The sequence below is a fragment of the Rhodococcus sovatensis genome, from assembly GCF_037327425.1.
Lineage (GTDB): Bacteria > Actinomycetota > Actinomycetes > Mycobacteriales > Mycobacteriaceae > Rhodococcoides > Rhodococcoides sovatense.
Window position 1 is genome coordinate 5,372,492 of sequence record NZ_CP147846.1, and the last position, 12,795, is coordinate 5,385,286.

Annotated in this window: 11 protein-coding genes; 4 read left to right on the top strand and 7 right to left on the bottom strand. The window is 62.9% G+C overall.

All coding sequences use genetic code 11. The features are described from left to right. Positions 1-15: 15 nt before the first annotated feature. Entirely contained in the window at positions 16-1,074 is a 1,059-nt protein-coding gene (locus tag WDS16_RS25060) for an NAD(P)-dependent alcohol dehydrogenase (protein ID WP_338888619.1), read from the bottom strand. A gap of 90 nt (positions 1,075-1,164) precedes the next feature. Between WDS16_RS25060 and WDS16_RS25065 the strand changes: the two genes are divergently transcribed. Then, on the top strand, positions 1,165-2,139 hold the full coding sequence (locus WDS16_RS25065; RefSeq protein ID WP_338888621.1) for a GlxA family transcriptional regulator: 975 nt from the start codon (positions 1,165-1,167) through the stop codon (positions 2,137-2,139). Here WDS16_RS25065 and WDS16_RS25070 read toward each other — a convergent pair. The 3 genes from WDS16_RS25070 to WDS16_RS25080 form a co-directional block, all read right to left on the bottom strand. Then, positions 2,119-2,739, bottom strand: a complete 621-nt coding sequence (locus tag WDS16_RS25070; RefSeq protein ID WP_338888624.1) for a class I SAM-dependent methyltransferase — start codon at positions 2,737-2,739, stop codon at positions 2,119-2,121. The two genes, WDS16_RS25065 and WDS16_RS25070, sit on opposite strands and share 21 nt — an antisense overlap. Before the next feature lie 57 nt (positions 2,740-2,796). Continuing rightward, positions 2,797-6,033, bottom strand: coding sequence for an arabinosyltransferase domain-containing protein (locus WDS16_RS25075; protein ID WP_338888626.1), 3,237 nt, complete (start codon positions 6,031-6,033; stop codon positions 2,797-2,799). Between the two features lie 102 nt (positions 6,034-6,135). After that, positions 6,136-6,597, bottom strand: a complete 462-nt coding sequence (locus WDS16_RS25080; protein WP_338888627.1) for a MarR family winged helix-turn-helix transcriptional regulator — start codon at positions 6,595-6,597, stop codon at positions 6,136-6,138. 82 nt (positions 6,598-6,679) lie between these two features. On the opposite strand from WDS16_RS25080, the gene WDS16_RS25085 reads away from it, so the two are divergent. From WDS16_RS25085 to WDS16_RS25095, 3 genes are all read left to right on the top strand, one after another. Further along, the gene (locus tag WDS16_RS25085; RefSeq protein WP_338888629.1) at positions 6,680-8,101 is read left to right on the top strand and encodes a DHA2 family efflux MFS transporter permease subunit; all 1,422 of its coding nucleotides are present in this window, start codon (positions 6,680-6,682) and stop codon (positions 8,099-8,101) included. Next, positions 8,098-8,661 (top strand): NAD(P)H-dependent oxidoreductase, encoded by a 564-nt coding sequence (locus tag WDS16_RS25090; protein ID WP_338888630.1) that lies wholly within the window; start codon positions 8,098-8,100, stop codon positions 8,659-8,661. Before WDS16_RS25085 ends, WDS16_RS25090 begins: the two co-directional genes overlap by 4 nt. Before the next feature lie 214 nt (positions 8,662-8,875). Beyond that, positions 8,876-9,187 (top strand): NIPSNAP family protein, encoded by a 312-nt coding sequence (locus WDS16_RS25095; RefSeq protein ID WP_338888631.1) that lies wholly within the window; start codon positions 8,876-8,878, stop codon positions 9,185-9,187. Between the two features lie 5 nt (positions 9,188-9,192). Here WDS16_RS25095 and WDS16_RS25100 read toward each other — a convergent pair whose 3' ends face one another. The 3 genes from WDS16_RS25100 to WDS16_RS25110 are packed head-to-tail and all read right to left on the bottom strand — an operon-like array spanning position 9,193 to position 12,646. Next, complete coding sequence (locus WDS16_RS25100) at positions 9,193-9,951, bottom strand: SDR family NAD(P)-dependent oxidoreductase (protein WP_338888632.1); 759 nt, start codon at positions 9,949-9,951, stop codon at positions 9,193-9,195. After that, positions 9,948-11,507: a long-chain fatty acid--CoA ligase gene (locus WDS16_RS25105; protein WP_338888633.1), complete on the bottom strand. Its 1,560-nt coding sequence runs from the start codon at positions 11,505-11,507 to the stop codon at positions 9,948-9,950. Before WDS16_RS25105 ends, WDS16_RS25100 begins: the two co-directional genes overlap by 4 nt. Before the next feature lie 11 nt (positions 11,508-11,518). Continuing rightward, complete coding sequence (locus WDS16_RS25110; protein ID WP_338888635.1) at positions 11,519-12,646, bottom strand: DUF5938 domain-containing protein; 1,128 nt, start codon at positions 12,644-12,646, stop codon at positions 11,519-11,521. Positions 12,647-12,795 lie beyond the last annotated feature (149 nt).

The following is a 12,795-nucleotide window of genomic DNA, read 5'->3' on the forward strand; positions in this document are numbered from 1 at the left end:
AGGCGGGCGGGATAATCACGCATCAAACAACACCAGCTTTCCGAACGCCCCACCGCTCTCCAACCGGCGGAAGGCTTCTGCAACCTCGGTCTCGGAAGTCGCAAGGGACACGGAATCGACCACGGGCCGAATACCGTGCTCGTCGACGAAAGTTGCCAGCTGCTCGTACATCTCGCGTGAACCCGTCTCGATTCCGTGGATCGTGACATTGCGGGTCACGAAGTCGTAGGTGTTGATCGACGCCGACAGGCCGGCTATCAAACCGATGAAACTGATGCTGCCGCCGACTCGAACCGACTTCAGAGACACGTTGAGATTCTCCCCACCGACGGTCTCGACCACATGGTCGACGCCGCGCCCGCCGGTCCAGTCCAGAACGCTCTGCGCAACGTCGTCGAGTCGATAGTCGACCGTGTGCTCGGCCCCGAGCGCTCGTACCTGTGCCAGCTTCTTCTCGCTGCTCGAAGTCACAGCCACGCGGGCGCCGAGGGCTGTGGCCAATTGGATCGCGTGGAGTGCGACGCCTCCGGTGCCGTGCACAAGCACGGTCTGCCCAGCCTCGACCTGCCCTCGGACCACCACCGCGTGCCAGGCGGTGAGAGCTGCGACGGGCAGTGTCGCCGCCTCTGCTGTGGTCAGTGTTCGCGGCGGTTCGGATGCCTCGTCCTCGTGGACGACAACGTATTCCGCAAGCACGCCGCGGTTGACCGGACCACCGACGGGCAAGACGTACTTCTCATCGTTGAGCTCACCGTTCTGCCAGTGCGGCAGGAACATCGGCGAAACCCGATCGCCGAGATCGAACCTTGTCACACCGTCCCCGCGCGCTACGACGACACCGACGCCGTCGGACAAGGGTACGACGGGACGTGACGGCCTCCATCCGTCCTCACCGTTGATGACGAGGAGATCGCGATAGTTGAGTGACCATGCACGCATCCGAAGGAGAATCTCGTGCTCGCCAGGGAAGGGCACAGCCATAGCGGTCCGTCGAAGGGCGTCTGTTCCGCGACCGTCGGTGAGCCACGCGAACATCGATTCAGGTATTTCCGGAGAGAGATCGTGGTTCGTCATGGGACCAGGATGCTCGAACCGACCACCCGACACGATTGGCAAATATGACACCTATAGACAAGATCCCGCCACCGGGACACTATTGAGCGCGTGCTGCAGACCGTCGCCGTGATCCTGCTGGAACCTGTCGCTGTGTTCGAGCTCGGTGTACTCACCGAAATCTTCGGTGTGGATCGCACGGACGACGGGGTGCCTGCCTTCGACTTTCGAGTCTGCACGGAAGACCCGGAGACTCCCTTGGCCTCGGGCACGGGAACTGCCGTCGTCGCGTCGTTGCCCCTCTCCGCGGCAGACGATGCCGACCTGGTGGCGCTACCCTCCGCGCCGCTCGATCGGCCTCCCTCGGATGCGGTTCTTCGGGCCGTGCGTAGCGCACACGAACGAGGGGCGCGACTGCTGTCGGTATGCACTGGAGTGTTCACCCTGGCTCACTCCGGTGTTCTCGACGGACGGCGTGTCGCCACCCACTGGCGTCATGCGGCTCACCTCGCCGACAGCCACCCGAGCGTTGTCGTCGACGCCGACCTGCTCTATCACCAGGATGGTCCGATCGTTTCCAGCGCGGGTACTGCCGCTGGAATCGACGCCTGCCTCCATCTGATACGGACGGCCCACGGGCCGGCCGTCGCGAACAGAATTGCACGTCGCATGGTGGTGCCCGCTCATCGTCGTGGCGATCAGCGCCAATTCGTCGACACCCCAGTGGGTCTCGGACCGGATCACAACCTTCAAGAGGTCATCGACTGGATCGACGATCACCTGACCGATCCGCTGAGCATCACGGATCTGGCGCGCGTTGCAGGTGTCTCAACGCGAACCCTGATGCGACGCTTCTCGACCGAAGTCGGTGTCACACCGCATGGTTGGCTGACTCAACGACGCGTTGCACGAGCTCAGGAACTGCTGGAACTGAATTCGTGGTCGATCGAGGAAGTTGCTGCGAGGAGCGGATTCGGTTCGGCTCCGCTCCTGCGCCATCACTTCCGTCGTCTCATGGGCGTCACGCCGACCGAGTTTCGGCGTCAGTTCGCTGCCGAACCTTGGTCAGCGAAAGTCCTCGGTTAGCGACTTGGCCGTCGGCTTGTTCCATACAAGGGCGTAGCGCCACATCGCCAACCGCGTCCAGATCACGCCGGGGAGAACCGCAGATGCAGCGCGGCGCACCTCGGTGTAGCTGTGCGGGGGCGGCCACACGACGGGTGCCGTGTGGACCCATTCTCCGAACCGGCGCTTGTGTCGCCGATGTTCGACAACGCCGACGACGTCGCGGATGAAATCGGTTGGGCGAGTACTTCGTGCCAGGCCGACGGCGGCCAGCACTCCCCCCGGGGCCGTCAGGTTCGCAAGCCTACTCAGGGCCTGGGCGAGGTTAGGGAAGTGGTGAAGCGTTGCCACGGACACGACGGCATCGAACGATTCCGGCTCGAACGGGTACGTGAGAACGTCCCCGAGTACCCACTCGACTCCGGAGTCTTCTTGCCGAGCTGAGTCGAGCACCTCGGCATCGGCGTCGATGGCCGTCACGACGGGGATGTTCTGGTGCAGTTCTGCAGCCAGCAGTCCGTTTCCCGTTCCGACATCGAGAGCAGTCCGTGCGGCGGCGGGGACTGCATCGAGGATCAGACGGTGGTAGTGGATGTTGTGGTTCCAACGGGTACTGGTCACGCGTCCACTGTGGCGGTGACCGGCCCGAAAATCAATACCGATCGGTACCGTATTGGCTCATGAGGTGATGTTGATCGGTCCTGGCGTCCATAGTCCGGATCGAGTTTCGGTGCTGAGCTGCAGTTCTGCTGGTCGTGCCGATTTGTCGATCGCCACGAACTGCTCGATCGATCCCCAGTCCTGGTCCCAGTCGTCGGCCAGATACGACGGTATCGTCCGCGCGCCCAGCAGCAATTGCGTCCAGCCGAGCGGCCCGCCGCCGTAGTGGTCCTGCCACAACCCGGTGACCACCGCGAGCGGTCGATCGGGGGAGATTCGGTACTCGGGGACTTCCGCAGCACCGTTGGCGTGCAGCATTTGATGCTGGCACGGGAAGTTGAGACCGACTGCCCAATCCAGCAGGATTGTGGATTCGCGGCCGACGACGTCCTGAAGTGTGCGCGTGACAGGGACCCGCGGTGGAGTGAACGCGACCCACTGTTCGCCGCGAATGTCGTAGTCGGCGGCCACGATACGGACCGCGTCCGCCTCAACAGGCAAATCTGCCAGTGGTACTCGAAGATTGCGCCACGACGGAGTAGGGCCGATGTCGATGGGAACGGCGGACCCGAGGAGGGAGACACTGCCGTCGGAAGACGTCGTGCCGTACTCGACTTCGAGCTTTTGCCCGTACGTCTCGATTCCGTCAGCATCGACAGACCGAATGCGTCCGGCCGCTGCGATCGAGACGATGTCACCGCGAGAACCGTCGGAATCGGGATCGGGGAGGCGATACCAGTCGGACGTTGCCGTGGCCGCATCCTGAGCGCCGACGCTTCCCATGACCGGCGTGGACGCCGGGTTCAATCCGAACGGAAGGGCGACAGTGCTGCCATTGATGCCTTCTCCGCCGGTGCCGCCACCGGTTCCGGCCGTGCCACCCGGAGTGCTCTGGTCCGCGTTGGTGCGGTCGACGCTGTTCGCCGTTCCCGACGCGACATCCTCTTCATCGGGTGTCAGATCGTCGGCGACTCCGTTGGGTGTGAACCCAGACCCACCGGGAGTCGAGAGTGCATCGGCGGGGTTTGCCGACATCGGTTGCAACATGGACTCGTTGGCGTCCGTCTCCAGCAGAACATCCTGTGCGAGGCCACACGGCGAACCGGCAAGGGCGTCGATGTTGGAACGGGCGACCGAGTACGCCGGATACTGCGACACCGCTCCCTTGGCCAGCGACAGTATCTCGAAGACGACCATCGCCGCGGCCGCCACTGTCAGAACCGGTACGTGCCAGATGCGAGACGGCGTGTCCGTGCGTTTCGAGGCAACCGGATGAATGTGGTGCCACGCGGCAACCGCGAGCAACAGCCCTGCGACAGCGAGTAGTGCGACGGCAAATCCATGTCCTGCAATGGATGGTGCCTTGTCTCGCCACGGAACGCCGAAAGCCGATACGTACCACCATCCGTTTCTTCCGACGAAGGAAACGGATACGGCGGCTACCACCGCCGCGGCGAACAATGCACGGTTTCGACGTGATCGAAGGACCATCGGTCCGACTGCTATTGCCGCAGCAACAGCCAGAGATGCAGCGAGGCCCGCGTAGATTCCGAAGTGGTGCGTCCATTTCGTCGGGACGAACATCATCAACACCATCGCACCGACGGTGATCCCGACGATCCGGGCAACCGGTCCCCGCGCGGTACCCGGGATCTGGCCGCCGCGCCGAAGAATCGTCAACGCGACAGTTGCCAGGCACAGGATCATGGTGAAGACAGCAAATCGGCGCCCGAGCGAGCCGTCGACCGCGTCCTGGAATAGCCACTGGTACCGCAGATACTCGTTGAACCACGGCTCGCTGGGCGAAATGACGTGAACCCGTTGCATTTCACGGACAGCCGCCAATGTCTGATCGGCGAACGCGGCGACCAGGATGACCAGGCCGGCGGAGAGCATCGGTAGCAGGAGTGCGGGGTATCCGGTGATACGAGCTCGATCGGCGAGTATTCGGGCTATCGGCCGCGCTCCGGCGATCAGAGCAGCGAAGCAGATGATGCCGGATGGGCCCGCCGTCACGGTGACCGCGCCGATGACGATAGCGGCGGCCGCGGGAAGCAGACGTCGGGTCGCGATGGCCCGTTCGACCGAACACCAGGTCAATAGAACCCCGGCAGCAACGATCGGTTCCGGTCGCAGGCCGTTGTTGAAGGGGAGCCAGAACGCGAGGAACACGAACGCGGCGGTCCACAGCGGCAACGACGAGCGCCGAACTGCTGCGCCCAGACGAGGAGCGACCTCTCGGCTGATCAGCCACCACGTAAGGATGCCGGCCGCGAGCGCTGGAAGCCGCATCCAGACGCTCGCCGTCGACACATGAGTCATCAGGGCCAGGACGTCGTAGAACGGTGTGCCGAAGGGAGATTCCGGCACTCCGAACCATCGGAAGTAGTTGGACATGTAGCCGGCTTCACCGGCGGCTCGTGCCATGCCGAGCTGGTAGCCGTCGTCGGACGTGTTGGCGCCGATGACATGCCAGAGTGCGAGAACGCCGACTACGACAGCATCTTTCACGGTGAAACTCCACCACGACGATGGAAGGAATCTGCGCGCGCGACGACCGTCGGCGGAGTCGAGGCGGTGCAGTGCAAGCAGGGCGATCGCCGTCGCGACAACGGCGGCGATCATCGCCACTAGCTTGACGGCCGTCGGTGACGTAGTGAAACGGGTATCCAGGGTCGCGTCGACGCGCAGGCCCTCCGGTGTAGCGGCGCCGGATAGATCTGAGAACACCCCGACCATCTGGGGGCGCAGATCCTGCTCGAGCACCTGCTCGGTGTCGCTACCCGCAGTACCGGTCACTGCGACGGTCGTCTGTCTGGGCGTGGAGGATACCGTGACTGCGCACCCGGCGTCGGGGTCGATCTGAGTGGACAACAGAACAGTATTGCGTGCGACAACTTCGAACCGATCGGCCTGCACGCGTGCGGACAACGCCCATCGATCCGGTTCTGCTGCACCGATCGGAGCGGTCGACACCACGACGCCGCCACCCGTGGTTGCCAACTCCCCGATGGCGGAACAGGGAATCGTCATATCGAAGGCCGTCGGTGTGTAGGAGACCAGCGGCGCTGTGACCGCTTGGACCGAGTTGCCTTCCGGCCACGACATGCGGGCCTCGGTCTGGTGTACCGGCAACAAGGGAATCGAGATGGCTGCGAGGATCCCGATGACTGCGGCTGCGACGGCGACGATGCGGGCTCGGCGGAAGTCCGATTTTCGTCGAGTCGTCGTGAATTCAGAACTGGTGTCCCCCATGGCGGCCGACCCTATCAAAGGCTAACGAACTGACGAGCTAGCGAACTGACGAGGTGGGCGGCGGAGCCGCCTCTGTTCCGGCCGGTGAGGGTGACGCTGTCGTCAGGTCACTCCAGGGCGTTCGATCAAGCGACGTAGAAGCCTGTTGAGCTGCTGTCGCTCTTCGGTCGATAGCGGAGCGACAAGTTCGTCTTGGGCGGCATCGACCATGGAGTCCAAGTCTCCGAGCCTCTCCTCGCCCGCGTGGGTGATGTCGACGATGTTGCGTCGACGATCGCCTGGGTCGGGAGTTCGTTGCACGTATCCGCTGGCTTGCAACGCGGTCAGAGCCGCAACGGCGTCTCCGCGATCGATACCGAGGCGATCACACATCTCCGCCTGGCCTACTGCTCCGAACTCACTGAGGCCCGCCAGGATCGCGTAGTGCATTCGGCCACCCGGGCCGTCGAAGTGTTGCGAGACGATGCGATTGGCACGGGCAGACGCGTGATTGAGCAGCAGCGAGGTCTGCCGTAGGAGGCGAGCCGGAAGGTCGACGCTCGGTGGCAACAGTGGGTCGGTCACCGGGCAATACTAACCAAGCCGTTGGCATTCCAACGACTATCGGCTACCGTTGGGAGTCCAACGACTTTCGAGGGGGAGCTGGATGGCGATCGACGAGAACGAGTCCGAAGAGACTCATCCGAACGTGTGGCGGATGGCGGTTCTGCTCGCCTTCGGGTCTCTGATGGCAGGCCTGGACACCTCTTTGGTCAATCTCGGACTGCACGCCATCGGCGACAGCGTCGGCGCATCTCTGACGCGGGTGCAGTGGATACACAGCGGCTATTTGCTCGCGTTGGCCGCGTCGTTGCCGATCTCCGGCTGGCTCAGCCGACGATACGGCGCAGGGAGCCTGTGGATTTGGGCGCTAGTGGCGTTCACCGTCACGTCCATGCTGTGTGCTGCTTCGCCGAACATCGAGATGTTGATCGTGGCACGGGTTCTGCAGGGACTGGCAGGCGGCCTGCTGATACCCGCGGGTATGACGATTCTCGGTCAGGTGGCGGGCAAGGCGCGCATGGGGCGGGTCATCGCCATCTCGACGGTGCCGGCGATTGTGGCACCGGCCTTCGGTCCGTTGTTGGGTGCGCTGCTCATTTCTGCCTTGTCGTGGCAATGGCTGTTCTTGATCAACGTGCCGATCGGCGCGCTCGGAACTGTGCTGGCCGTGCGTCTACTTCCACCGGGGCGGCGTGAAGCCGCAGGTTCTCTTGATCTGGTGTCCTTGGCGCTGGTCACGTTGGGACTTCCCCTAACTGTTTACTGCATCAGCACAGTCGGCGATGGCAGCTTCCCGTGGATTCTGCTTGTTTTGGGTGTGGTCGCGCTGAGCGCATTCGGATGGCGGTCGCTACACGGCAACGGAACCCTCGTCGATCTGAGGTTACTGGGCAACAGGCGATTCGCGGCAGCGTCCATGGAAGTCTTCTTCGCGGGTGCGGCACTGTTCGGCGGGCTGATCGTGATGCCGCTGTACTTCCAGATTCAACTGGGCGTAGGGATCGTGGATGCGGGACTTCTGTTGATGGCGTTCAGCCTCGCTGCTGCGGTGACGTTTCCACCCGCTGGTTGGCTCAGTGATCGATTCGGCGGCGGTCTGGTTGCAGCGACCGGGCTCGCAGTGACTGTCGCTGGAACCGTTCCTATGGTCTTACTGCCCGAGACGCCGAATCTGGTGCTGCTCGAATTTCTGCAGGTCGCCCGGGGAGTTGGATTGGCGCTGGCAGGATCCCCGGGAGTGTCGGCGGCGCTGGCGGCAGTCCGCACACACGAGATCGCCGACGCCAGTGTGCAAGTAAATGTATTTTCGCGCGTCGGAGGTGCACTCGGTAGCGCACTGTTGGTATCGATCCTCATGAATGATGGAGTTGCCGAGACGATTCCGCTCCACGCGTTTCGTGCAGCGTTCTGGTGGCTCGCCGCGACTGCGACGGTTGCGCTGGGAGCGGCGGTCTGGCTGGCCCTCGAACAACGAAAAGAAGCAATGAAATCTCAACCTACGCAGGTACGAAGGAGCATGATATGACCCGCATCGGGATCATCACCGGCAGCACTCGGCCAGGCCGAAAGAGCAAGGCGGTAGCCCAGTGGGTTCATCGAGTTGCTATGCAGCGAGGCGATGCCACGTACGAGCTGGTCGACCTCACGGAGTTCGACCTACCTCATCTCGATGAGCCGGTGGCGGCGGCGATGAGCCGGGAGTATCTGGGCCAGCACACGATTCGCTGGTCCGCTGCGATCGACTCCTACGACGGGTACATCTTTGTCACCCCTGAATACAATCACGGTCCTCCGGGAGTGCTGAAGAATGCAATCGACTACCTGTACCACGAATGGCGTGACAAATCCGTCGGATTCGTCGGCTACGGGACCACAGGCGGCACCCGCGCAGTCGAACAGCTCCGTCTCGTCACCGCGGAGTTGCACTTGGCCGGCGTTCGAGACCAAGTTGCGTTGTCTCTGTTCGACGACTTCGACGACAACGGGACTGTCGCCCCGGGTAGTCACCATCAGTCGACCCTGACCAAAATGCTGGGCCAGGTGGTGGCGTGGTCACAGGCGCTGGCGCCCTTGCGAGGGGCGTAGTAAGTGGGTGGTGACGACTGTGCGGCGCCCACCCATCCCGACCGGGGCCGAGACGGTGATGGCCAAGCGCTCGGCCGGTGGGCCGGGACTGTCTTGCTGGCGTTCGTGCCGACGGGGGTTCGGACCACGTCTGAGGAACTGGATATCGATTGCACCGTCGGATCCGTCAGAATGGCACTACCAGCCCACTGCACTACCTGCCGAAGGATGAACGATGATCTCCATACACCTGCGGTACGAGATCGACCCCGATCGACTCGACGACTTCCGCGAGTACGGACGTCGATGGATTCCTCTCGTCGAGCGGTTCGGCGGCCGACATCACGGCTACTTCCTGCCGAGCGAAGGTGACAGCGACGAAGCGTTCGCGCTGTTCACCTTCGACTCACTTGCGGCTTACGAGAAGTACCGACAGGACTCCGCCGTCGACCCGGACTGCATCGAGGCATTCCGGTTTGCCCGGACCACGGGATGCATCAGGCGCTACGAACGTCGTTTCCTGTCACCGTTGTTCGCGGGTGAGTGAGGACCCTAGACGAGCGACGCCGACAAGCCCCCGTCGAGAATGTAGTGGCTTCCGGTGATCCACGACGCTTTGTCGTTCGACGCGAGGAACAGCGTCACTTCCGCGATGTCCTCGGGTGTTCCCAACCGTCCCTGTTTGGCGGCGACGAGATCGCCGAACGGCATCTGCGTAGCGGCTTCGAAGTCCGGGACCAGTCGATCGACCATTGCAGTGTCGGCGAAGCCGGGGCATACGGCGTTCACCCGGACTCCCGAGGCCCGCATCTCGATGGCCGCGACACGCGTGAGCTGGATGACTGCAGCCTTTGTGGCGCAATAGGAACCGAGTAGCGGGCTACCGCCGACGCCGGCGAGCGAGGCGATGTTGACGATGTTGCCCTTCGACTCGACCAGCGGACCGATCGCGGCCTTCATAACCAGGAACGGGCCCTTCACGTTCACCGCATAGATCTTGTCGAAGCTCTCCGTCGACTGCTGCAGCAACGGCGACGAGATTTCGATACCGGCGTTGTTCACGACGATGTCGAGTCCGCCCAGAACCTCCACGGCCTGCGCGACGGCGGCCTGTACCTGGGCCTCGTCGGAGACGTCACAGTTCGCGACGCCCGCGGCACCGATCTCCTCGGCGGCCTTGGCTGCCGCTCCCTCGTCGACATCGCTGACGACGACGCGTGCACCACGCTCGATGAACATCTTGGAGATGGCTTTTCCGATGCCGGCGCCGGAGCCGGTGACGAATACTCGCTTGCCCTCGAACTCGGTCATGGTGTGCTTCCTTTCGATGATGCGGAGAGTGACATGGTGGTGCGCACTTCGGTCTTGAGGACCTTCCCGACCTTCGACCGGGGAAGGTCGATCCATATCTGAATCTGTTTGGGCGCCTTGATGCTTCCAATTCGCGCTTTCACGAAGTCGATCAGTTCCTCGGTCGACGCTTCGCGTCCGGGACGAAGAAGAACGGCGGCGGTGACCCGTTCTCCCCACTTGGCGTCGGGTAGCCCGACGACGGCACTTTCCTTGACCGAGGGGTGAGACAACAACGCCTGTTCCACCTCGGCCGAGTAGACGTTGAAGCCACCCGTGATGATCATGTCCTTTGCCCGGTCGACGACGTAGAGATAGCCGTCGTCGTCGAGATAACCGATATCACCGGTATGGTGCCAGCCATGCGCGCCCACTTCGGCTGTCGCGTCGGGATTCTCGTGGTACCCCTGCATCACCAGAGGGCCGCGGACGACGATTTCGCCGCGTTCGCCGCGCCCGAGCAGCGCACCCTCGTCGTTCATGATCGCGACCGTCGTCAGTGGTGTCGGCTTGCCGGCCGAGGTCAGCCGCTCGACGGCGATGGAGCCGTCGCTGCGGAAGTGATCGGCCGGTGCGAGCGTGGCGATCATGTTGGGTGCCTCGGTCTGTCCGAAAAGCTGTCCGAGAACGGGCCCGATTCGGGTCAGTGCCTCCTCGAGCCGCGTCGGCGACATCGGTGCAGCGCCGTACCAGAGGCATCGCAACGACGACAGATCCGTTCCGTCGAGATCTGGATGGTCGAGGACACCGTAGATGACCGTCGGAGGAAGAAATGCGTGTGTGATGCCGTGCTGTTCGATCAGGGACAGAAACTTCCCGACGTCGGGGGCAGGCATGACGACCACATGACCCCCGAGGCTGAGAACGGGGAATGTCAGCACTCCCGCCGAATGAGTCAGCGGCGCGAGCGCTAGATACTGAGGACGTTCGCCGAAGGGATAGCTCATCAACGCCGTCGCCGTGGAGGTCATCATGTTCTCCTCGGTCAGGCGCACACCCTTCGGTCTGCCGGTGGTGCCACCGGTTCCGGCGATCATGCACAGCCCATCGGCAGGCCGTCGGTCGACGACCGAGCCGGATCCCTGCTCGGTGAGCCACTGCTCGTAGGACAGTGCGCCGGGCACCTCCCCGTCGAGACATACGATCCATTCGAGTTGCGGCAATTGGTCGCGGATGCGAGCAACGAGTTCGGCAAAAGCGCTCTGGAAGAACAGGAATCGGCAACCGAACAAGTCGAACAGTTGCCGGTTCTCGTCTGCCTCGTTGCGCGGATTGATCGGGCACCACACGGCACCTGCTCGCGAGATCGCGAAGACGCACGTCAGCGCGAGCGGATCGTTGGCGGACAACACCGCCACACGGTCGCCTGTATCGATCCCGGTGTGTTGCAGTGCGCTGGCGATTCTGACCGTGTCGTCGTATACCTCCCCATAGCTTCGAGTTCGGTCATCGATGGTGAGACACGGTGCATCTCGGCCCAGGGATACCCCTTTGTCGAGGTAGTCGGACAGCCTCATCGGCCCTGTCCTCAGCTGTGCGCGGTGACGATGGGGTCGAGTACAAGTCCGAACGCGCGCAGCACGCCGAGTAGTTCTCGATGACCGAATGCCTGGCAGCTGGACGCGAATCCGACCTTCTTCGGTGGCCCCTGCAGCAGGTGCGCAGCCGCGAATGCGTTGAGCAGCGCGGTCTGCTTGTAGTTGCAGTTGCCGTGGATGACCGTGTGCACCCGTCCGAGCGGTCCCGACGCGTACACCGAATCGAGCGAGGTGTTGATCCGCGGGTTCTCGCGAGGCGGAGTCTCGCTACGGACCGAGGCCGACACTGTGTCGATGATCTGGTACTTCTCGGCATCCGACTTGCCTTCCATCTGTGCCAGTGCAGCAGAGATGATTTGGGGCACAGCCAGCATCAGCGGCTTGTTGATCACTCCGCCGTAGGCCTTGGCATTCGCGACCCGCGGATCGTTCTTGAACCACACAGGGTGGGACGTCCCGCCCCACGGCAGCGCTAGGCCGAGTTCGTGCTGACCGGGCACCACGACCTGGAAGACCCCGTCGTCGACCGGCCACTCGACGTACTCGTTCTGCTCGAGGTAGAAGGCCTTGGAGAATGCGGCGTTGGTGAGGATGGTGTTGGTCGACGCGACAGTCGGATGGCCTTTCCAGAAGACCTCGATATCGAGCGTGTCCAAACCGGGTGTCTCGAGACAGATGTTCGCAGCGATCTCCCCGATGCTGTACATCTGGGCCAAACCTGGTGTGAGCACGATGTTTCGGGAGGCAAAGTCCGCGCCGTATTTCTTCTCGGCGTCGATCATCCAGTCCTGCTCGCCGGTCGTGTCGGTGTAGTGCGCACCGATCTCGAGGCATGCCTCGACCACTTCGTGCCCGAATCGAGAGAACGGGCCTACGGTGTTGAGAACGACGTCTGCACCTCGGAATGCTTCCACCAGAGCATCTTTGGTGTGTTCGACCTCGTCGACCTCGTATTCGACGGTGTCGATCCCGGGTACCGCGTCGAGGATGCCCTTCACTCGGCCATGGTTACGGCCGGCGGCAAGGAATGGGATGTTGTACTCCCGCAGGTATTCACAGATCAGTCGACCGGTGTATCCCGACGCCCCATAAACGACGACGCGCTTGTCGGTTGGCATGGAAAGGTCCTCTCGTGAACGGTCTGCCAGCACGGCGGACCGAGGTGGGTTGGAACCGGGGCACCTTCTTCGGGAGGGTGTACGTCCGCGCTCCCGAGGTGTGCTGCCGATCACACTATGGGAGAATCTGTACAGACGTCAAGATTTTT